Below are 22724 nucleotides of genomic sequence, written 5' to 3'. Positions count from 1 at the left end.
GTCGTCTCCCCGTTCGTTTATGAGCGGCTTCGCATGGCCGCGCTATTGCCTCGAAGGCTAGAGATTTGCCGGATGGCTTTCCATACTCTATCGTTCAAACCTGATGTGAATTTCCGTCACAAGAGAAAAACGTGAACCGCTACACAGAGATGCAGGTTTTCGTCAGGGCCGCGGAAGACGGCAGCTTCTCTGCAGCGGCCCGGAACCTTGCCATCACGCCGTCCGCAGTCAGCAAGCTGATTGCGCGGATGGAAGAACGGTTGGGCGCGCTGTTATTCCGCCGTGCGCACCGCAACATCGTCATGACTCCGGAGGGAGAGGTCTTCTATCGGGCGGCGCTTGCAGCCATCGAAGCCGTCGAGGCCGCTGACGCGACGATCTTCAGCGGCAAGCTCGGTCGCGAAACCCTGCGCATTCGCTCGATGCCGATCTTCGGACAGGTCATCCTCGCCAAGAAGCTCCCGGAGTTCTGCCGGCAGCATCCCGACCTTCAGGTTGAACTTCAGCTGCGGATCGATCCCGGGCCGCTACTTGACGAGGGAACCGACGTTGCGATTCATGTTGGGCACCTCAATGACTCCTCGCTCGTGGCCACGCGATTTACGAGCACGCGATGGATCATTTGTGCGTCGCCGAGCTATCTGGCCGAGTACGGCACGCCGTCACATCCCAACGAGTTAGCGGACCACGCCTGTCTCAATTTTCATTCGTCCATTGCCGCCAGCACATGGACCGTTCGCGGTGCCGATGGCTTGTCCACACCGCTCGCCGTCAAGAGCCGTGTACGCTCGAACCAGGCTTCGATCCTTATCGAGTTCGCGCGCGCTGGCCTCGGCATCGTGCGATTGGTCGAAGTCCAAATCGCCGACGATCTCGCCCAAGGCCGCTTGGTCGAGCTCTTTCCGGAACATCAGTGCCCAGAGGAACATCCCATCTATGCGGTGTATCAGAGCCGCCGACTGGTAAGTAACCGTGTCAGGGTCTTCTTAGACTTCCTCAAGACGAAACTACCCGATCCGCCGCCTTGGCGGTATTGGCGGGACCAATAGACGTCCGCTTTGCGCCAGAAGCGGCCGCCAAGTGTATGTAATTCTCCGATTGACGAGATATAAGCGGGCCGTGAGTTCTTTCGGTGTCTGTCCCCCGTTACGAATGCCTCCGGAAGACGGAACCGCTATTTTGGTCAGATCGTCTCGGCGTGGCAGCCGCTATCTGTGCAACGTTACTACAAAAAGACTCTTTAAAAGCAGGTGCCGCCAAACCGCTCGCGGCCCTTGATCTGGGCGGCAGCCTGCGCATCGTTCGGCAAGGGCGGCGTGATCGTCAGCCAGAAGCGGACGAACAGGGTCAGCGTTTCCGCGGTAACCCCAAGATCGCGTTCGAGACGTTGGACTTGGCTCGACAGCCGGTCGAGACGGCGCGCGAACGCCGCCTCGCGCCGATCCTCCCCATCCGGAGACAGAAACGAGGTGACCGCCGCTTCCACGATCGCCGATCGGGAAAGCTTCTTGCGGTCGGCAAGATCGGCGATCTGCTTCAGAAGGTCCGGCGGGAAATACACATTCATCCGGTCCCGCATGGTCTCACAACTCCATACCGTCATTCGGGTCGAGCGAGACCTGGCGAGCGATGCCACGCATCTGCTGGTGCAGGATGCGAGCCTGACGGGCTGCATCGTCCGACTCGTCGTCGAGCACAGCGGCGAACTCTTCCGCAGGCCTCGGATCAGTCGCCTCCTTGGCAATGGCGACATGGTCGGGAAGCTCGGGTTCGCGACGCAAGCCGCTATTGGCGGCATCCTGTTCCGCCTTCTGAATCTCACCAAGCAACACGGCGTCCGGTGCCTGCGGCGTTAGAGCTGACCACCCATCCGTCCGTGACGACCGGCCAGACTTCGCCGGATCTGGCGGCGTCAGCACCCGTTCGGTGAAACGGTGATCCTCGTAATAGCGAGCTTTCTTCGCCCGGATCGGGGGCGTGCCGGCAACCATGACGATCTCGTCAGTGGGCGGGAGCTGCATCACCTCGCCCGGCGTGAGCAGCGGCCTTGCCGTCTCCTGCCGCGAGACCATGAGGTGACCAAGCCACGGATTCAGCCTGTGACCAGCATAGTTCTTCATGGCGCGCATCTCGGTTGCTGTCCTCAGCGCATCGGAGACACGCTTCGCCGTGCGCTCGTCGTTGGTGGCAAAGCTGACGCGGACATGGCAGTTGTCGAGGATCGCGTTGTTGGGCCCGTAGGCTTTCTCGATCTGGTTCAGCGACTGCGCGATCAGGAAGCTTTTGATGTCGTAACCTGCCATGAAGGCCAGCGCGGATTCTAAGAAGTCGAGCCGGCCGAGCGCGAGCCGGGTGCCGAGATCGACTTCCATTTGCCGGGCGAGATCGCGCGTGAAAGCTTTGAGATCGGTCATCTCAGCGGCGTCCTCGGGCGAGACGATGAAACGGAAATGATGCCGGTCGTCCTTGCAGCGATCTGCAAAGGCCGCGTCGTCAGTGCGGTCATGACCGGCATCGAACATCACCGCCTTCTCGCTGTTACGGGTGACGCCGTCGCGCTTCAGATAGGACAGATGAGCGGTCAGCGGCGCGGAACGAAACGAACGGCCCTGATGGCGGACGACGCGCGCCTTCACCACCACGCGCCGCGCCGGGCTAAACAGGCGGTTGCGGCCAAAACTGATCCGGCCGCGCCCGAAGGTCGAGCGCCCGTAGCTTGAGGAGCGCTTCCCCGCAGCCGCAAGACTGGAGGTGGGACCGGACTTCTTCGCCGCGCGCAGCACCTGGTTGATGAAGCTCTTGGGCTTTGCCGCTCGCGTGCCGCGGATGCGGCCAGGCCGGATGCGTAAATCGCTGTCGCCTACGCTCACAGCAATCGCTCCACGGGCAAGGAATGGGGAGCAGTGCCGAAAACACTTTTGAATTCATTAGCGAAAGCATCAGGCGCGGCACGCGCCCCGACCGACCGGCACGGCCGAACCCAAGCCATTCCAATGGCTTGCGGTTCGGCCGGCGAGCCGCTTTTATCTCGCCGTCCCGCTGTCGTGCCTCCCCACTGCTCTCGCCTTCCCAGCCATTCTATCCCGGAGCACGCCATGGCACGCCAGACTGCACATCCTGTCATTGCAGGTCTCCCGCGCTGGATCGAGCAACAAACAAGCTGCGCGCTTGCGGCACGAGCGCAGAGATATTGCGCGTCGGATCGCTCGGCGGAACGCGGTCCGATCGCCGTTCAGCCGACACACGATCGACAGCGGTTGCGCGTTCGGATTGCCCGATGAACAGTGGCGCCTCGGTCCATGACTTCGCGTGAACGACTGCGACGGAGAGCGGACTGGCGAGTTCGGCGCCACCGAACAGGGGAGCAAGCGTTGCCGCATAAGCGCGGGTCTCGGCCGGCAATGGACGGCCCGCGAGATACTGTTCGTAGCGGCCTGGTCCCGCGTTATACGCCGCAAGGAAACCGGGCGAGCCATAGCGGTCGTGTAGTTCGTGGAGATACGCTGCGCCTGCCAGAATGTTGTCGCGCGGATCGTATGGATTGTCGCCAATGCGATGACGTATGCGCAGGTCTGCCCAGGTCTCGGGCATAATCTGCATCAACCCCATCGCGCCTTTTGGCGATCTTGCCCGCGCGTCACCGGCACTTTCGACGGTCATCACGGCGCGTATCCAATGCACCGGTACGGCGTAGCGGCGTGAGGCCTCTTCGATCAGGTTCGCAAACGAGCCGACAGACCGTGCGCTCGCCGAATGCTTGGCTGATGCGCTGCCAGTTTGTGCGGCATTCAGCGGCACAATCGCAAACGACAACGCCATCACGGCGGTACAAGCTACCGTCCCCAAACGGCTTGCGGCCGCCCTGGACCGCCGCTGCGCGCGCCGGCGTTGCGAATTCTGGTCGGGACGGAGGAATGGTGCAGCGTTTGGTCGAACAGAGGAATGGCAGATCGAGCAAGGAAGATACGCACGCTCACTTCTCCCCAGTCCACACCGGGAGTGCACGGCCGATGACGGCAGATGCCGCGATCGGCCCGAAATACCGACCGTCCAGCGAGTCCTTGGACTGCCGGTTCATGAGAAAGAGTTCGTCCTCGCCGACAACACGACAGCCGTGCCAGACCGGCAGCGGTCGGCCGTGGCTGTCTCGCTCGCGCACCTCACCCATGTCGATCTTATCGATCGAGATAGTGTGCCCGCTTCTGCAAACCGTTTGCCCCGGGAGTGCCAGCACGCGCTTCAGCATGGGAATGCCGACCGGCAGATAGCCGTTCAGGTCAAGAAAGGTCGCCAGCGGCTCAGGCGGCTTGATGGCGACGAGTTCGGTGACAAACAGTCTGTCTGCAGGCTGCAAGCGATAGAGGCCAAGCGGCACACTTTCGGAAGCATTCCACACATAGAGGGGAACCGGCTCCGCGACGACCGGGGCAACGAGAACGGTGATCCCAACAAACATGACTGCGAGCACCGAGAACCGGCCATTCATGGTGCGATCCTCTGCCGGTGAAGCCAGGCCTGGTGACGCGATTTAGTGTAGGTCCGTGGAGCTTCGTTGACGGACAAGCGGTTATGGACGTGATGCCAATAATCAGGTGCAGCGTTCGCAGGATCGATGCTGAGCGCTTCGATCGCATCGATCAGTTGCAGCACCCGCTCGACCTTGGGCCAGCCCGACAGCCGCAACAGAATCTCGCCGCCGGGTTTCACATAGGGCACCGTGGTGCAACGCTGACCGGCCGCGACTGCCCGCAAGATGTCGATCCGCGAGATGACCGTGCCAAAGTCATTTGAGGTCCAGCGGACGAACGCGAAGATGCTGCCGGGTGTGAACGACACAACGCGCCGACGGCGATCTAGGATCGGCTCCGAACAGTGCCCCCACAGATGCCAGGTCCATCAGACAATTAGGATGCCGATCGCCCCCTACGATTCACAGTTGCTCGTCAACTTCGCGGCAAAAGGGGGCGATTCGTCCTATTTGTACGCCACAACTACACAGCAGCCATACCAGCGCTTTATATTTCTTTCTTGCTGGAGAAGCCTACGATCTTATTGTCTGAGACCGATGGTGGTTCGGGGCGGAGGCATGGGCGGCAAGAACGAAAAGACTCGGATCGAGGCATTTGCGTCGCCAGGTAGGGGGAAAATGCCGCGTGCCACGAAGCGCCCTCGCAAGAAACGTGGCATGCCGCCGCCAGCGACGTTCGATATCGATACGCTGCCGGGCAGCTCGAATTTGACGGCATTGGAAGCGGCCGCGGTCATCCGGCGCACGCCCGGAGCGCTGGAGCAGTGGCGGCGCGATCGGAACCATCCCCTGAAATGGCGCCATGTCGATGGTCGCCCGCTCTATCGGGTCGATGCGGTGCGCGACTATCTAGCCAGATGCGATAAAGCCACTAAAACGCCTCCGCCGCATAATGCTCGCGAAGACGACCGAGCAGCTCAGCCTTGATGGGGTCAAGTGGATTCGTCCGTTGCAGGCGCACGACCCCTCCGACCCGTTGCGCACCGACCAACTGCGCGATGTAGTCATGAGCAGCTTCGAACGCCATCTTGCGGATGATCCACTGTTCGTCGTGATTGTAGACCTGATCGATTCCGCGCGGCTTTTGCCCGACACATAACCGCTGGATTTCGTTGTCGTAGCCGCACCGTGACATAACGGTGCGCAAGCTGCGCCTCAAATCGTGCATGGTGAACCTGGCGACACCCGCTTCCTTAACCAAACGGTTCACCATCTTGGTGAAGCCCGACAACTGGCCGCCGGTCTTTGGTGACGGGAAGACGTAGTCGGACGTTGCGCGCTGGAAATGCTTCGCAGCTGTAAGCACCTCGTCAACGAGATGAGTGCGCGGCACGTCGTGATGCAGGCCCATCTTGGTCCACGCCGCATCGAAGGTGATGCGGTCATCCATGATGTGCTTTCGCCACTCAATGATGGTTGGCTCGCTGCGGCGCGGACCGCCGAGCAGGCACATGCGTGCTAATTGTCCAAAAGCCCCGAGCTTGCCGGATGCGTGCCAGACCTTGATGATCTCCTCATCCATCAGCGCGCGGCCCTTCGTTCGGCGCCCGACCCTCTGCGCACGGGTCTCTTTCGGCGCGCGATAGCCGGCAAGCACGTTGTGCTCGACGTAACCTTCGCCGACACACCACTCGAGGAATGTGTGGGTGTGCTTGCGCAAGTCCCTGGCTGCACCGCGCTTACCGGTCTTGGCGGTCTTGTCCACTGCCGCCATGATTTGCCGGCGCGTCAATTCGCCGATGGCGAGATCGAAATGATCCTTGAGACCGCGCCGCAGCGCCGACATCGCAGGCCTCCAGTTCACGACTTGGCGTCCGGTCAGGGATGTCTGATAAGGGCCGTCTTCACTGATCAAGGCCACCAGCGTAGTGCGCTGCATCTCGGCCAGTTGCCGGCGCTTGGCTTCTCGTTTGGCGTCGTTCGGATCGACCCCTGTGACCACCTCACTAGCGGCGATGGTGGCGGCCTTCCGAGCCGCCCGCTCATTGAACCTTGGCCAGGCCCCGAGGGTCTTGCGCTGAGTGCCTCTCACTCCCGGCTTGGTGAACAGGTAAACCCAGGTCCGGCCGCCCGTCGCGCGCATGCGCAGCGCCAGACCGGGCAGCTTGTCGTCGTGGAGGTAATGCTGCGCCTTGCCCGGTGGCATTGTCGTGTCGCGGATGACCGTGTCGGTCAGTGTCAAATAGTTGATCGGCTCTCCCACGGTCCCTGCCCTTTTGTCTTGTGCTCACGCGGGAATGATCGGACCGGCAAGAACCGGGTCTCAGACCTTCCCTCGACTGTGTGCCCCAAGGGAAAATTCGCGGGGGGCACAACAGGGGCACACAAGATGTGCTATGGCCCACCATGGTCAACTATGGTCACACACTACAAAAACACCATAATTAACAGGCCGTTATGCAAATTTACTATGGTTAGGGCTGGCTGGCTATGGTCTACATATTGCGGTTCACACGGGAGAGGTCCAAGGTTCGATCCCTTGTGCGCCCACCATGTCTTCGTCGAATTCAATGACTTAACGGTCCAATTCCCTTGCGGGGTGCCCCAGAAGAGCGGGGGCACAGTGCGGCACATCGGTACGACACGGTTGCCAAAAATGACTCGGCCACCGCGCCCACCCAACTGCCGCTTTCGGGCTCAGGCAAGTCGGTGTTGTGGTCAGACTGCATTCCGACATGAATTAGCGAATGGTCAGCGTGAAGGGCGCCCGCCCTTGCCGTGCGCGTCGCGTTGCAGCCTCATGCTAAAATATCCGCGTGGATTCGCGATGCGGCCTTTCACCCTGTCCCTATGAACACTTAAGCAGACCAGCTCATGGACCCGCTCGACAGCCCCAATTCCAGGCCAGCGCTGGCAGCGCAGTCATCGCCGCAAGGAATTGCGGCTGATCTTGTTGCAGTGCTGGTAGCCGTTACCTCGGGTGAGCCTCGTGTTCTAACGATCCAGGATCAGCGCGCCCTGCCCTCCGGGCCTTTCGAACTCGCCCATCGTTCGCTGCAATCGGGGCTCCGTGCCTGGGTCGAACGGCAGACACGGTTGCCGCTCGGTTATGTCGAGCAGCTCTACACTTTTGCCGATCGTGATCGCGCTGGCGCCACCGGGCAGCATGTCATCTCGATCAGCTATCTTGGCCTAACACGAGAACAACCGGCATTCGGCGAACACGAGGCCAGGTGGCGCGGCTGGTATGATTACTTCCCCTGGGAGGATCATCGTGACGGCCCGCCGCCGCTGATGGAGAAAGCTCTGCAGCCAGGGCTCAAAGCCTGGGCTTCTGCAGCTTCCGATCGGGCAGCACAGCGCGCGCGTCGGCACCGCGCCGCAATGCTCTTCGGTTTCGAGGAGCACGGCTGGAACGAGGAACTGGTTCTGCAGCGGTACGAACTACTATATGAGGCGAAACTGATCCCCGAGGCGACGCGCGGAAACACCTCGACATCCGCGTCCACCCGTGCGGCTTCGCCGAACACGCCGGGTCACCCGATGATCCTGGACCATCGCCGGATTCTGGCCACTGGAATCGCAAGACTCAGGGCCAAGATCAAATACCATCCTGTCGTATTTGAATTGATGCCGGACACATTCACGCTGCTGCAATTGCAACGCTGTGTTGAGGCGCTGGCGGGACGGCAAGTGCACAAGCCGAATTTCCGCCGCCTGATCGAGCAGCAGGAACTCGTTGAGGAAACTGGCGAAACGAGCCAGGACACCGGCGGACGTCCGGCAAAACTCTTCCGCTTTCGCCGCGCCGTCCTTGCGGAACGCGCCATCGCCGGAACCAAACTTCCCGTCTCGGGGGCTTGACAAGGCTTATACTCGATTACAGTATAACATATGCTCAATGAGAGTATATGATATGCTGTCCATACCCGACCTGCGTCCTTCGGAACATCTCTACGCGAAAGTGCGCCACGCGATCCCCGCGATCGAATGGTCGATGCTGTCAGAAGACATCGACGCGATCATCGCGTTGAAGAAAAGCCGCAACGCGGTCATCCTTGCCCACAACTATCAGACACCGGACATCTTCCACTGCGTCGCGGACATTGTCGGCGACAGTCTCGCTTTGGCGCGTGAAGCGATGCACGTGGAAGCAGACGTCATCGTTCTCGCCGGTGTTCACTTCATGGCCGAGACGGCCAAATTACTCAATCCGTCGAAGACCGTGCTGATTCCGGATCGCGGCGCCGGCTGCTCGCTCGCCGACTCCATTACGCCCGAGGACGTGAGGCTGCTGCGGCAAAATTATCCCGGCGTGCCGATCGTGACTTATGTGAACACTTCAGCTGCGGTGAAAGCCGAGTCGGATATCTGCTGCACCTCGGGCAATGCCAAGGCGGTGATCGAGTCGCTTGGCGTTGAACGCGTGATCATGCTGCCGGACGAATATCTGGCCAGGAACATCGCTGCCGAGAGCAATGTCAAGGTGATTACCTGGACCGGTCATTGCGAGGTGCACGAGCGCTTCAGCGCCGACGAGGTGCGGCAATTGCGCGAGAACCACCCGGGCGTCGTCGTACTGGCGCACCCGGAATGCCCGCCGGACGTGCTGGCGGAGGCCGATTTCTCCGGCTCCACGGCCGCCATGTCGTCCTACGTCGTAAGCAAACGACCACCGCGGGTCGTGCTTCTGACGGAATGCTCGATGAGCGACAATGTCGCCATCCAGTACCCGGACCTCGAATTCATTCGTCCGTGCAATCTTTGTCCACACATGAAGACGATCACGCTCGGCAACATCCGTCACGCGTTGGAGACGATGCAGCACGAGGTCACGATCGACGACAGTGTCGCAGCGCGCGCACGCCTCGCGGTCGAACGAATGCTGGCCGTCACATGACAGCATTACACGATACGGACGGCGCTCCCGTCATTATCGGCGGCGGCATCGCCGGCCTCATGACCGCCCTGGCGCTGGCGCCGCGGCCAGTATTGCTTCTGACCGGCGCGCCGCTGGGCTCGGAATCGTCGAGCGCACTCGCGCAAGGCGGTATCGCTGCCAGTATCGGGGCGGATGATAGTGCTTCGCTGCATCTGGCGGACACACTCGCCGCCGGTGATGGCTTGTGCGACGAAACCATCGCGGCCTCAATCCTCGCCGCAGCGCCCGCCGCGATCGAACAGTTGGCGCGGCTCGGCGTCATTTTCGATCGGGATGCCTGCGGCAAGATCGGCCTCGGCCTCGAGGCCGCGCATTCGCGCCGCCGGATCGTCCATGCCGGGGGTGACGCAACAGGCCGGGACGTTATGCGAGCCCTGGTCCGCAAGGTCCGCAAGACGCCTTCAATCACGGTGATCGAGGGAGCCACGGCACAGCGCCTGGTCGTCGAAGACAATGCAGTGGTGGGTCTTCTCGGCCATACCGGTCGAGGACCCGTGCTCTTTGCCACCGATCGTGTCGTCATCGCGACCGGTGGCATCGGAGGTCTGTTTCTGCATGGGACGAATCCGGCTGGATCCTTTGGCCAGGGCCTCGCGCTCGCAGCACGCGCCGGCGCCGTCATGGCCGATCTTGAATTTATCCAATTCCATCCGACGGCGCTCGACAGCAAGTCCTCTCCACTGAAGCTCATCAGTGAGGCCGTACGCGGAGAAGGCGCGATCCTGGTCGATGGAAATGGCGATCGCTTCATGGCCGGTGTCCCGGGCGCCGAGCTTGCGTCCCGCGATATCGTGGCACGTGCCGTCTGGCGGCACATGGCGGCGGGGCATCGGGTTTTTCTCGACGCAAGGGGCGTGAAGGGACTCGACTTTGCGCGGCGGTTCCCGGCCATCACGGCACTTTGTCGCGATGCAGGAATCGATCCGGTTACGCAGCCAATCCCAGTCCGTCCCGCTGCGCACTACCACATGGGCGGCATACTCGTCGACCGGACCGGGCGGACCTCCGTCGACGGTCTGTGGGCCTGCGGCGAAGCTGCCTGCACTGGCCTGCACGGCGCAAACCGGCTTGCCAGTAATTCACTCCTTGAGGCGGCCGTGTGTGGCGGCTGGGTTGCCGAGAATATTGCCGCAACGACCTCCATCCGGCGGCGGCAGCCACTGTTGCCCGGTGGAGTAACAGGCAGCGATCCAAGTTCGGTGCGCCCTATTCTGTCGCGTGCCGCAGGCGTGTTGCGCGATGGCGAAGGCCTGCGTGCCGCCGCCCGCGCGCTCTATCCCCTCGCGATCTCGCAGCAAGCTGCGAGCGATCCCGCAATTGTCGGCCTGATGATCGTGATCGCTGCCTTGCGCCGCCAAGAAAGCCGCGGCGCGCATGCACGCACCGACTTCCCGAAACACACGAGTCTGGCACAGCGTTCGACGCTGCGCCTTGATGACGCGCTTCAAGCCGCGCGAGACGACATCCCGGAACTCGTCGCCTAACCCAAAGGATCGCCATGACGCCCTCACCGCTCCCCCATGTCATGATCGAGCCATTGGTTCGCATGGCGTTGCTTGAAGATCTCGGACGAGCCGGCGATCTCACGACCGATGCGATCGTGCCAGCCGGCCGACGCGCCACGACACTTCTTGTTGCGCGCCAGCCCGGCGTGGTGGCCGGGCTCGACCTCGCTCGACTGGCCTTTCAACTGATCGATCCCGCGATCGAGATGCATATCGAGCGCAACGACGGCGCAGTCCTGGCGCCCGGCGACGTGATCGCCACGATCACCGGCCCCGCGCGAGGTATTTTGACCGCTGAACGGGTCGCATTGAATTTCCTGTGCCGCCTGAGCGGAATCGCGACGGCGACTGCCTCTGTGGTTGCAGCGGTCCGAGACTACCAGACGAAAATTGTCTGCACGCGCAAGACAACGCCAGGGCTGCGCGCCATCGAAAAATATGCGATCCGCGTTGGCGGTGGCAGCAATCACCGGTTCGGCCTCGACGATGCCGTGCTCATCAAGGACAATCACGTCGCCATTGCCGGCAGCGTAACCGAGGCGCTGAAGCGGGCGAAAACCGGTGTCGGGCATCTGGTCAAGATCGAACTCGAAGTCGACACGCTCGATCAGCTGCGCGAGGCGCTCGATCACGGTGTAGACGCGGTACTCCTTGACAATATGGATCCACCCACGCTCACGGAAGCCGTCGCGATGGTCGCAGGTCGGGCGGTAACCGAAGCCTCCGGCCGCATCACGCCCGCTACAGCGCCACACATCGCTGCGACCGGCGTCGATCTGATCTCGATCGGATGGCTCACCCATAGCGTCGGCGTTCTCGACATCGGGCTCGATTTTAAACCGGACGATTTGAAGATGTGAGTCAGGTTGATGTTGTTGCGGTCGAACTCAACATCAGCAGAAAGCCTCAGCAACTATCCCGATTGCAACTTTTTACCAGTAGCTTCGTCGATCCCGCGTCGCGCGGTCTTCGTCCTCTAGCCCGCTTCTCTCGGGAGATCGAAAGCATCAGATCTTTTCACTGCTCGGCGCAAAAATGCACATCCGATCGGTAAAGCACCGTCACGTTCTAACTTCGCGTGGCGACGTTCTTCAACGCCTGAGTATCGAGAAGGACAAGTGTACGATTCTTGACCAGAACCCAGCCGCGATCGGCCCAAGCGGATATGATTTTATTTGCGCGCTCCCGCGAAATGCCCACCATCTCGCTAACACTCTGTTGCGTCATATTCACCACAAGGGGTCCATCCATTTGCACATTCGGCTCCGCAAACTTTATGACGATATGGGCAAGACGAGCCTCGAGACCGTGAAGGATCACCTCTTCCAGATGCTCGCTCGTCCATCTCAGGCGCGCGCATAACAAGTCAATGAACTTTGCAGCCAAAGCCGGCTCGGCTCTAACCAGGGGGATCAGATCGCGCCGCGCAATTCCCCAGATTTCACAATCGCTGTTCGCGATTGCATCGGTTGTTCGGTCGAGGCCATCCAAAACAGCAATCTCGCCAAATGTCTGACCGGCACCGATCAGATTTAATACCGCGCTCTTACCGTCAGGAGAGGATGCACACATCCTCACCGAGCCTTCCACAACTCCAAACAGGCACGTCCCAGGGTCTCCGCGTCGAAAAATGTAGTCTCCCCGTTCGAAGGTCTGGAAAGACGCGCGATGAAACAGCTGGGCAACCGTCTCGGGCGCGAGGTCGCTGAAGATCGCGTTCATGCGCATTGCTGCCTGACGGCTCGCTGAGCTCGCTGCCTTCGCTTTCGACACCGCGATGTTCCCTGTGCTCCGCACCGGTCCCAAATCAAGGTCTGTTTGGACGTCCGCACCGATCCAGCCGGCCAGCCCCGATCCGCACAGCCAATGGTGAGCCGGGACCTGGCGCCTTTGTGTCTCCTGTTTTCGCGATGCGCTGTACGTCCGGACGATCGCAAGCAAGCTGCGAAATCATCAACTCCGAGATCAACCGTGTCACCTGCGGAGCCGCGACACTTGTCCCATTCATCGTCACAACGGAACCGCTGCGTGTACCGGCGGCAAGCAGATTCCTGTGCACTGGCGACTCGTCTCCAACTGCCGACACATCGGGGCTTCGGATGGGGGACGTGCCACCTGATGTCGCGCGCCCTCCGGCCCCCGAATACTCACTGACGGCCTTGTCGCTACGAAGATATGCACCCACGACGATCGCGTGCGTTCCTGTTGCCAATGCGTTGATCGTACTTTCTCGCCGGACCGGGCTGGAGCCCTTGTCATCTTGCTCCGGTCGTCCGGCAAGATCGAAGCGCACGTAATTCTCGTCTTCAAGCCGAGATTGTCGCCCTGACAACGGATAGCCAAATGGCGTGTCGCCGCGCTGAACCCAAACATCGACTGTCGTGGCTGCCCCTTTGTTTTTGAGTTCGATCAGCCATGTCCCGGACGGCGCAGTCAGCGAGGGCATTGCGAGATCAGCCGTGGGCGCCATAGCAAGGAATATCTGCGATCGCTCCCCGACTGCAGTGTAGTATTTCGCGAAAAACCGGAGCTGGCCTGATATGCGCCACTGCCAGTTCTGGTTAGCCCCAATCCAAGGACTGCGCTGGTTGGTCGGAGTGGTAATCCTTATGGCGATTTCGGGCTGGGACTTCTCTGTTGCCTGTTTGGGCAGCCACAGCTCCATAAAGCTGTTGGCCTTATCGTCGGGCTGCACGCGCCACCGCAAGCGCTTGGGCGATTGGCCAGGGCTTGATGCCTGAGACAGTTCGACCAAGGCATGACATCGCGCCAGATAGTGATTTCCGGCTGGCAGAACGACCCTGAGCGGTGCGGTGCGTGACGCTATCAACTGATCGATCGCAGCTTCCAGCTGTGACGTACCATCGTGCGGGCCGGCAATGGTCCCATAACTCAAATTGATGACCACAGGGATCGGCCCCGTTCCTTCGGCGGCCGAGATCTGATCCGCACGACTGAGCACATAGGAGATGGCGGCGTAAACATTCGGAGTCAGGAATGCGCCCGACGTCTCTTCTGTCACCCACTTCGGCAATTGAACGCCGATGATATAGGGAAGGCTGGGATCTTCGGGAGCCGCATGTTTCGGATCGAGCCCGCAAGCAATGTCCATGACGTGCGTACCGTGCTTGGCGCGGCGAGCAGCCAGCTTCTGACCGGCCAACCGATAGAACTCATCCTCATCCAGCAATCCCGTATGCGTGCAGGACGCCAGAATTTGATTGATCTCGTTCTCCTGCAGCTCGCGCCCCCAGCCGAAGCCGGCCGGCATGCCTGTATTTGTGTGATCGTCCTGGTTCCACAAATACTTCACCCGCGATCGGCCATCCTGAAAGCGGAATCTCTCATGGGCGAACGCCAATCCGTCATCGATGATCGCGACAATTGCCCGCCGCGACGGACTCGTGGCGAGCAACTGCTGCTCGATCGGTTCAGTCTTCTCGAACAGATTCGTCGTCGGCGTTCCAAGCTCGATTCGATTGATCGAGGACAGCAGGGGCGCAAACTGTTTGGCGTCGCCGCGCGATACCTTGCCGGAAACAAATGCGGAAAGAGCCTCGCGTCTCGCAATCGCCATACAGCATGTTAGATCGGCACCTCTCAGCGACGGTGGCGCCTCCTGATAGACCGCGGGAATTCGAAGGAACTGATCTAGCCCCGAGCGCACAACGGAACGGGCAAGGGCTTCTGCTGGTCCATCAAGCTCCAGCAAGACCCAGAACCACTCACCCGGGAGATAAGCGAACTCCGTCAGCACCGCCCATTCGAGATAAGGTGAAACCCGCTTCCGTTGTTCTGCCATAACGCACACCTCGCGAATGCGATCGCCCTACCGCCATTTCCCAGCAGCTACTTCACCTCTGCAAGCGCCGCGTCCCACAGCCACTTCATAATCGGTGATACAGCTGGCGGCGTGGAGGCGAGAAAATCGACATAGGGCGGATCAATCAGGGGGCTCAGCTTTTCCTGTCCGTTTGCTGGATTATAGAAATCATGGAAATTGAAGTCCTGAGTAGCTCCGTATCGCCCGCCGTCAAAACGCCAAGCGTTGAACCTCGGCCCACCTTTCGCCCGCAGAATAAAATAGCGGGCAAGTGACAGTCCAAGCACCTGACCGGCCGCAGTGTCGACCGGGAAATGGACACCCGCCACTGTGCGGTTGACCGCGATGCGCGCCGCCTGTCGCATCAACTGCTCACCTAGTCTCGGTTCGCGCCCGTACAGCTCCCACAGGATGCGCGCAATCATGTGATTTTCGGTTGAATGACCGCTCGGAAATGTACCGTGGCCCGGTGTCAGAATGATTGGTTGAACCTGAGACGACAGCTCATACGGCCGCCAGCACGCCAGAGCATGCTTGATGCGCATTTCCACCGCGGTCGCAAACCGAAGCGCAGCATCGAGCAGCTCGATCGTCTTCTTGGTGCGATCCGGATGCAAGTTCACGACCGAACTCCAGAACGCATATTGAGGGCCGAGCTGGGTCACGATTTCCGAAACACGATCCTCGCGAAGATCGGCGTATTGATCCAGAAAATCCAGCTGGCCTTTGAAAGTGTCGACCGGCGGGCGAATCAAAGTCGCAATTCGGTTCGATTTCGCTTTGGGGGACGGATCAGTCGCTGTGGTTTGAACGTGGAACTGCCAGACCGTGACCGACTTCTCGCTCGGTGTCCGGGAGACGTTCTTGCCCTGATGCTTGTAGCTGAATTTCTCTGAGTGGCTTGTAAAATGGAGGTGCGACAGCAGTTCGAAGTCTATGACCGCCGCCCGCACCCACGGCTCCCAGAGCGCGAGGTTCTTCTTGTCGTCCAGCGCACGTGGCGACCGATTGACGGTCTGACCGAGCCAGCTTCCGACGATACCGTCGCGGTGCTTGACGAGTGCATCGGCAACCAGCGGCGATCCATAACTGCCGTAGGGCCCAGCTCCAGCACCGCCTGCACCTCCGGCACCGCCCGCTCCCCCAGCACCACCGGCGCCGCCTGCGCCGCCCGCACCTCCTGCGCCGCCTTCAGGACCCATCGTGCACATGTTTTTGCTCCCGTTCTGCTAATTCGGTACGCCAGCTCCCTGCAATGCGCTCGACCAAATGCGGCCAGTTTCATATCCCCCACTAGGGTGACGCTCGCGATATTTCGCGACGGTCAAGCCCGGCTCAAGTTTCATCAATTCGGTCACCGTCTTGCGTGCCTCTTGATGAAGGCCGAGTTGCCATTGCGCGATGGCCAGCGCGCGAAACGTGGATGTATGCGTGCGATTTGCGCGCAACGAACGGTTGGCAAGATCGATGGCACGCTTGTATTGCCCGGCGGAGAGAGCAGCCGTTGCGGCCAGGGAATCGTAGAAGTATCTGTGAGGATCCAGCGGCGACAGTTTCAGCGCGTGCTCGGTGTGCTCGACTGCCGACTTTCCTGCATCCTTGAAGGCGAGAAGCGTTCCCTTTAGCAGCCACGCCATCGCATCGTTGGGATTGACGCGCAGCGCGAGGTCATACTGCTCCTGCGCGACGTCAAATTGTTTCAGCAGATTGGTATGAGCAAAGCCCATAACCACCAGCGCGAGGGAACAGCGCGGATCGGCACTCAGCGCTCGCCGCCCGCAATCGAGCGCCAGTTGCGTATCCGCACTCCAGTCATCGGTCCATCCCTGCTGGACCCGCAATATGTGCCACTTGGCCATCCATGCCCATGGTACGGCCTGGCGGGGCATACGCTCGGTCAGGACCTGGAGCATCTGACGCGACCTGTCAAAATCCTGCACCGAAAGGCGATGCATGAGCGCGATCGCCCCCATCAACAACGTGTAGCTCTCGACGGTCGGGAGTGATTGCGACTGCGCGCGTTCAAGCTCGCGCGCCATGATCGCCAAGCTGACCGCCGTCACAATACCCGCGACAGCACCGTCCTTTCCGCTGATCAAAGCTGTCGCGCTACAAACAAACGAATCAGACCAAACGATCGTCAGATTCGACGAAGATGCCAGTTCGAGGTTCACCCGCAACTTACTTCCGGCCTTGCGGTAAGAGCCCGACAGAACGTAGTTCGCCGTCAAATAGCTACTGATCTCCTCGACCGAACTATCCCGCCCGCGAAAGACAGACGTCGACAGGCGCGAGATGACGTTCAGCTCCGATGAACGCGAAAGCGCGGATATGACTTCGTCGGCGAGCACTTCGCCAATGACCCGATGTTCCGGACCATCATCCAGCCCGGCAAAAGGCACGACCGCGACAGTGGCGCGCAACTTCGGCATTGATACAGCACCTGGCTCGATCACGGGTCGCGGCCCTGGTGGGCCGACACGATACGCTCGAACGGGTTCATGCACATGTTTAAGGTAACAAGCTCCCAAATCCTCGACGTCGGCATCCAATACAGGCACGAGTTGGTCGCGAACATCGGCCGATACAACAATTTCCCCCGGCCCCGCTAAACCTGTGAGTCGGGCTGCAAGGTTAACGTCAGCCCCGTAAACATCGTGCTCGTCGGCAAGAAGATGACCGACGTGAGCTCCTTCACGGACGAGGATATACTGATCTTGCGGAACGCCTTCATTGATAACCGCACACGCATTCTGGACTGCAAAGGCAGCTTTCACCGCGAGGGGAGATTGAGGGAATTCCATCAGGAGCCCATCCCCAAGGCTCTTTACAAGCCGCCCCTCGAACCGCGGCAGGATATCTTCATCTATCATTTTAACGAGTTTACGCCATCGCTGTACGGTGCTGGCCTCGTTCTCTTCCATCAATCGCACGGACTCGACCACGTCCACGAAGAGCAGTGTGCGCACCACCCATTCCGGATTCTCGAATGCGAGTGAAGCGCTTGATCTAGCCATCAGCCTCGCTGGTCACTGTTCTGATCCGCACTCTTGTGCACTAATGCGCACAAACTCGGTATCACGGGCGGATCACACTCAATTTTTCCCGCCAAGAACTTGTTAGCTAGACTTGAACAACGGCGATTTCAGGACGCCGCTCCTGACGACTAGATTGCAACCACGTCGCCACGCGACTCGACTTTGATACGCCAGCCGTTGTCATCGATACCTGCCGCCGGACCGAATGGTACTATCCCGATCATAGACCAGGAGTTCTTCAGCCGACAACTGCGACCTACGCGTAGCGACGGCTCCTCCGCCCCTGACGACGGATGTACATCGTTAAAGCCTGAAACGATTTGCTTCATGATGGCGGGGACTGCGGCGGTTTGCCCAACCACGATCGCACACATGAGGACGGCGCAAATCACTCCGGCCCCGATCATCAAGCGATGGTATAATCGACGATAGGACTGCTCCAGTTTATCTTCCGATGCACTCATGATTGCCTCCAGATAAGGCACATAGCCTTACTGCGTCCCGCTGGAGGTGGATGTGACGAGCGTCACATCCCGGGATGATTCTGTCTGATTGCCGACGCTCTTTGTCCCGGCCTGGCCGCCCCTTGAACCAAAGATAGCGTATCAGGCTACGCGCGGCTTCGAGGAAGCGCAGCGAATTCTTGGTCGTAGCTGGCGTAGGATTCCTTGAGCGTCGCCAGATTGAGCAGCATCGTCGCGACCTGCGCGTTCGAGCTATGGAAGACTTCGGTGCGCACCCACAGACTCTCGGTGCGTTTGCTGCCGGACATCGCGACGACCTTTCGGTCTATGCGGTAGTCTTCTCCAACAAACAACGGACCTCGTAACAACCGGATTTCCTGATCGGCGAACAAGCCGACTGCCGGCCCCTTGACCGGCAGACGATCCTTCTTGCTGCCGTGCTGAAATAACACACTGAGCATTTCCATCGGAATGATCGCGCGTCCCCATGGCGAGTTGCCAGCGCTCTCTGGCGCGTAATAGGGCGACGGCTCAGTGATGACCTTAAGCTTCTGTTCAAGCGAGAATGGATAGAGCTCGCCCATGTTCTGATCGAAATCCATCCGGACAATCTGCGGTGCTGTGGTCATGCCGAGCTTGATGTCGCGCAAGATTACGGCATCACTCAGCGGCTTCAGCTCAGTGAGTCGGATATCCAGGGCGGAGGCCGGCGCGTCACTGCCGATCGATGCACTGCCGCGCAACACTTCGGTGCCATCACGCTTCACCATCCTGATCGTGCAATAATGCCCGCCATCGATCGGCTTTTCGACAATGGCCTGTACCTCCTCGCCCTCAAAGGCGGCAGCACGATAATGCGCCGAGATGCAGCCCGTCTCGAACCAGTCCTTGCCCCACAGTCGTTCGCAGAGCGGTGCAAACTGGCTGAAATGGGTCGGGCCCTCGATGGTCCCGCCCTTGAAGCCGAGCTTCTGCGCGGTGGCATCGTCGTGGATGGATGCGTGAGAGTCGTAAGTCTGCGCATGGAGCATCTGTCGGGGCTGTCGCCACGGGCCGATCAGTGCATTTCCGGCGTCCTCAATCACCGTATCGAATGCTTTTGATATCATTGGAAACTCCTCCGGGAATGTGAGCCGTCGGTTCGTTGTGGCTACCAGGTATCGACACAGGGGCGCTTGCGACCCTCGCGTTGCGGCGGCTTCGGCACCGAACGCAGGCCGGCCATCACCCAGCGGCGCGTCTCGGCGGGGTCGATGACATTGTCGATCTCGAACACCGAGGCGATCGAGGTCGCCTTCCCGTTGGCATAGAGTTCGGCGACCTTGTTCTTGTAATAGGTCTCGCGCTCCACCGGATCGGCGATTGCCTCCATTTCCTTGCGGAAGCCGAGCCGGACGTAGCCTTCCAGCCCCATGCCGCCGAATTCGCCGGTCGGCCACGCCGCGGTGAAGAACGAGGCATGAAAACCGCCGCCGATCATCGACTGGGCACCGAGCCCATAGCCCTTGCGCAGCACGATGCCGAACAACGGCACTGTGATGCTCGCGCCGGTGACAAACATACGCGCGACATGGCGCACGATCGCGGTCTTCTCCGCCTCCGGCCCAACCATGAAGCCCGGCGTATCGCAGAGTGACACGATCGGAATGTCGAATGCATCGCAGAGCTGCAAGAAGCGCGCGGCCTTGTCGCCGGCCGCGGCGTCGATGGCGCCGCCGAGATGTTTCGGATTGTTGGCAATCAGGCCGAATGGCTTGCCTTCGATACGAATGAACGCAGTGATCATGCCGACGCCGAAATCGCGCCGGATTTCGAGCACGGAATCCTCATCAGCGATCAGATCGATCACCACGCGGATGTCATAGACGCGCAACCGGTTCTCCGGAATCGCACGCCGCAGCAGGCGCTGGTCAGGCGCACGCCATTCGGTGACGGCGCCTTGGAAGTAGGACAGATATTTCTGCGCGGCCCGTGTCGCTTCCTCTTCGTCCTCGACGAGAATATCGATGACGCCGTTCGGTGACTGGAAAGAGACGGGTCCGACTTCGGCCGGATGATAGACGCCGAGACCCCCGCCTTCGATCATCGCAGGACCCCCCATGCCGATCGAGGCGTTCTTCGTGGCGATGATAACGTCACAACAACCGAGCATCGCAGCATTGCCCGCGAAGCAATAGCCAGACACCACGCCGACCACCGGGACGAGACCCGAAAGTTTCGCGAATTGCACGAAAGACGGCCCGTCGAGACCCGTCATGCCGAGCCGATCGGTATCGCCGGGACGACCACCGCCGCCTTCGGCATAGAACACCAGCGGCATTTTCCACTGCTCGACCAGCGACAGCATGCGGTCGATCTTCTTGTGATTCATATGGCCCTGGGTACCCGCCAGCACGGTGTAATCATAGGAAATCACCATGCAGCGAGCCTCATGCTCGCCGAATTTGGCGGCATTGACCGTGGCCGGACCGGCGACCAGACCATCGGCCGGCGTGTTCTTGATGAGATCATCGACCGCGCGGCGGCGCCGCTGGCCGGCGATGGCGAGGCTGCCATATTCCATGAACGAGCCGTCATCGACCAGTTGCGCAATATTCTCGCGCGCGGTGCGCTGATTGGTCTTGCGCCGGCGCTCGACCGAAGAGGGCCGGTTTTCATCGAGCGTGATCCCCTGGCGAGCGATCAGTTCGGCAAGGTCGGGACGAATGTGGTCGAGATCGATATCGGCTTCTTGCGTGGCGAGGTCGCCGGCCACGTCCTGCGGTTCGATGTAAAGTATGGGCTCGCCCTGCATCAACGTGACGCCATCGGATGCCGCGATCCGGGTGACGCGACCGCCCTGCTCCGCAGTCACCAGATGCTCCATCTTCATGGATTCGATGATGGCGAGTTGCTGGCCGGGCCTGACAACATCGCCTTCGGCCACCGGAATGGACACGACCGTGCCCTGCAGCGGCGCCGCGACCGGGATCGATCCTTCCGGCGCGGGCTGTACGACGCCGGCGGAGGTCCGTGCATCACCGATTGATCCGCTGGCGGCGAATAGCGGCTTGCCCGCTGTCAGTGTGGCAGCGACCAGATCGGAGACGTTGCGATCGATGAAGCTGGTGTTGATCCGATTGGCCTGGAAATCGGCGTTGGCCAGGATCGCCTGCATCAACGGGATATTGGTGGCGACGCCCTCGATGCGGAATTCGCGTAACGCCCGCGTGCCCTTGGCGATGGCGTCGGCCCATTTCGACGACGGCGTGTGGACGATCACCTTGGCCAGCAACGAGTCGAAGGCCGCACTGGTCTTGTAACCGGCATAACCGAACGTATCGACACGCACGCCCGGGCCTGACGGTGGCTCGAAAATCGCGAGCGTGCCGCCGGTCGGCTTGGTGGCGCCGGTGGCATCCATGGTCTCCATATTGATGCGGAGCTGCATGGCGAAGCCGCGCGGACTCGGCACCGAGGCCTGATCGAGACCGAGCGACGCCAGCGTGGCGCCACCGGCAACGGCGAGCTGCGACCGCACCAGATCGACCGACAGCACTTCCTCGGTCACGGTGTGTTCGACTTGCAGCCGCGGATTGGCCTCGATGAAGGCGAAGGCGCCATCGCCCTCGCCAGCCTCGCCATCGACCAGGAATTCGAACGTGCCGAGGCTGTCATACTTCGCCTCCGCCGCAAGATTTTTGGCAGCTTCAACGATGCGGCTGCGCAATTTATGTGACAGCGACGGACTCGGCGCAACTTCGACCAGCTTCTGATTGCGGCGCTGGATGGTGCATTCACGCTCCCAGAGCTGACTGATATCGCCGTGCCGATCACCGATGATTTGCACTTCGATATGACGGGCATTGCGAATGAGACGCTCGACATAGACGCCGTCGCTGCCGAAGGCCGCCTTGGCTTCGGACTGGCAACGCGCATAGGCGTCGTCGAGATCCTCCGCGCGCTCGACAACGCGCATGCCGCGGCCGCCGCCGCCAGCCATCGCCTTGATCATCACGGCGGCATTGCTACCCAGCGATGTGAAAAACGCTTTCACCTCATCAAGCGTCGAGGGGCCCGTGGTGCCCGCGATGATCGGCACACCACAGCGCTTGGCGAGTTGCTTGGCCGCGACCTTGTCGCCGAACAGCTGCAATGCCGCGGGTGACGGGCCGACAAAGGTAATGCCCTCTTCGGCGCAGCGGCGGGCCAGATCGGCGTTCTCGCTGAGAAAGCCGTAGCCCGGATGCAGCGCGTCACAGCCGGTGGCTTTCGCGGCACCAATCACACCTTCGATATCGAGATAAGCACGCGCACCACGGCCGGGGATTTCCGTGGACTCGTCAGCGATCCGTACATGCAGCGACAGCGCGTCATCGGCCGGATACATCGCGACGGTGGCAAGGCCGGCGTCCGCCGCGGCGCGTGCGATACGAATGGCGATCTCGCCACGATTGGCAATCAGCAACTTGCGAAAGGGCATTAAAACTCTCCGTGAACAACAG

Annotated in this window: 16 protein-coding genes and 2 pseudogenes; 5 read left to right on the top strand and 13 right to left on the bottom strand. The window is 60.7% G+C overall.

Annotation, left to right across the window (positions count from 1 at the left end):
• The first annotated feature begins 131 nt into the window (after positions 1-131).
• Entirely contained in the window at positions 132-1049 is a 918-nt protein-coding gene (locus AB7828_RS29135; RefSeq protein ID WP_089263791.1) for a LysR family transcriptional regulator, read from the top strand.
• A 203-nt stretch (positions 1050-1252) separates the two neighbouring features.
• On the opposite strand, the pseudogene AB7828_RS29130 reads toward AB7828_RS29135, so the two are convergent.
• From AB7828_RS29130 to AB7828_RS29105, 6 genes and pseudogenes are all read right to left on the bottom strand, one after another.
• Positions 1253-1579: pseudogene (locus AB7828_RS29130) on the bottom strand (CopG family transcriptional regulator); the annotation flags it as partial.
• A gap of 4 nt (positions 1580-1583) precedes the next feature.
• Positions 1584-2348: pseudogene (locus AB7828_RS29125) on the bottom strand (type IV secretory system conjugative DNA transfer family protein); the annotation flags it as partial.
• Between the two features lie 772 nt (positions 2349-3120).
• Complete coding sequence (locus tag AB7828_RS29120; RefSeq protein ID WP_231077727.1) at positions 3121-3819, bottom strand: lytic transglycosylase domain-containing protein; 699 nt, start codon at positions 3817-3819, stop codon at positions 3121-3123.
• Positions 3820-3973: 154 nt separating this feature from the next.
• Complete coding sequence (locus AB7828_RS29115) at positions 3974-4486, bottom strand: S26 family signal peptidase (RefSeq protein ID WP_199712040.1); 513 nt, start codon at positions 4484-4486, stop codon at positions 3974-3976.
• Positions 4483-4884, bottom strand: coding sequence for a DUF2840 domain-containing protein (locus AB7828_RS29110; protein ID WP_231081177.1), 402 nt, complete (start codon positions 4882-4884; stop codon positions 4483-4485). Before AB7828_RS29110 ends, AB7828_RS29115 begins: the two co-directional genes overlap by 4 nt.
• A gap of 515 nt (positions 4885-5399) precedes the next feature.
• Complete coding sequence (locus tag AB7828_RS29105; RefSeq protein WP_441231886.1) at positions 5400-6731, bottom strand: tyrosine-type recombinase/integrase; 1332 nt, start codon at positions 6729-6731, stop codon at positions 5400-5402.
• Between the two features lie 611 nt (positions 6732-7342).
• Between AB7828_RS29105 and AB7828_RS29100 the strand changes: the two genes are divergently transcribed.
• The 4 genes from AB7828_RS29100 to nadC are packed head-to-tail and all read left to right on the top strand — an operon-like array spanning position 7343 to position 11775.
• The gene (locus tag AB7828_RS29100) at positions 7343-8332 is read left to right on the top strand and encodes an NUDIX hydrolase (protein WP_309946880.1); all 990 of its coding nucleotides are present in this window, start codon (positions 7343-7345) and stop codon (positions 8330-8332) included.
• A gap of 52 nt (positions 8333-8384) precedes the next feature.
• Complete coding sequence (gene nadA / locus AB7828_RS29095; RefSeq protein WP_441231885.1) at positions 8385-9368, top strand: quinolinate synthase NadA; 984 nt, start codon at positions 8385-8387, stop codon at positions 9366-9368.
• The gene (locus AB7828_RS29090; RefSeq protein ID WP_441231884.1) at positions 9365-10894 is read left to right on the top strand and encodes an L-aspartate oxidase; all 1530 of its coding nucleotides are present in this window, start codon (positions 9365-9367) and stop codon (positions 10892-10894) included. The genes nadA and AB7828_RS29090 overlap by 4 nt, the downstream gene beginning before the upstream one ends.
• A 14-nt stretch (positions 10895-10908) precedes the next feature.
• Positions 10909-11775, top strand: coding sequence for a carboxylating nicotinate-nucleotide diphosphorylase (gene nadC / locus AB7828_RS29085; protein WP_175368197.1), 867 nt, complete (start codon positions 10909-10911; stop codon positions 11773-11775).
• A 208-nt stretch (positions 11776-11983) separates the two neighbouring features.
• On the opposite strand, the gene AB7828_RS29080 is transcribed toward nadC, so the two are convergent.
• The 7 genes from AB7828_RS29080 to AB7828_RS29050 all read right to left on the bottom strand — a co-directional run bounded on the left by AB7828_RS29080 (position 11984) and on the right by AB7828_RS29050 (position 22702).
• A complete protein-coding gene (locus tag AB7828_RS29080; RefSeq protein WP_175368196.1) occupies positions 11984-12637 on the bottom strand; it encodes a Crp/Fnr family transcriptional regulator in 654 nt (217 codons plus the stop codon).
• Positions 12638-12722: 85 nt separating this feature from the next.
• On the bottom strand, positions 12723-14717 hold the full coding sequence (locus AB7828_RS29075) for a S8 family serine peptidase (RefSeq protein ID WP_441231883.1): 1995 nt from the start codon (positions 14715-14717) through the stop codon (positions 12723-12725).
• Between the two features lie 47 nt (positions 14718-14764).
• Positions 14765-15949, bottom strand: coding sequence for a phosphatase PAP2 family protein (locus AB7828_RS29070; RefSeq protein WP_175368194.1), 1185 nt, complete (start codon positions 15947-15949; stop codon positions 14765-14767).
• Positions 15950-15967: 18 nt separating this feature from the next.
• A complete protein-coding gene (locus AB7828_RS29065) occupies positions 15968-17707 on the bottom strand; it encodes an adenylate/guanylate cyclase domain-containing protein (protein WP_441231882.1) in 1740 nt (579 codons plus the stop codon).
• Between the two features lie 197 nt (positions 17708-17904).
• Positions 17905-18240, bottom strand: coding sequence for a hypothetical protein (locus AB7828_RS29060; RefSeq protein WP_441231881.1), 336 nt, complete (start codon positions 18238-18240; stop codon positions 17905-17907).
• A gap of 146 nt (positions 18241-18386) precedes the next feature.
• Positions 18387-19349, bottom strand: a complete 963-nt coding sequence (locus AB7828_RS29055; protein WP_441231880.1) for a hypothetical protein — start codon at positions 19347-19349, stop codon at positions 18387-18389.
• A 41-nt stretch (positions 19350-19390) separates the two neighbouring features.
• Positions 19391-22702, bottom strand: coding sequence for a carboxyl transferase domain-containing protein (locus AB7828_RS29050; RefSeq protein WP_441231879.1), 3312 nt, complete (start codon positions 22700-22702; stop codon positions 19391-19393).
• Positions 22703-22724 lie beyond the last annotated feature (22 nt).

Origin of the sequence: Tardiphaga sp. 215_C5_N2_1, from assembly GCF_052076055.1 — a bacterium.
Classification (GTDB): Bacteria; Pseudomonadota; Alphaproteobacteria; order Rhizobiales; family Xanthobacteraceae; genus Tardiphaga; species Tardiphaga robiniae.
This window is presented reverse-complemented; position numbering and strand designations above follow the sequence as displayed.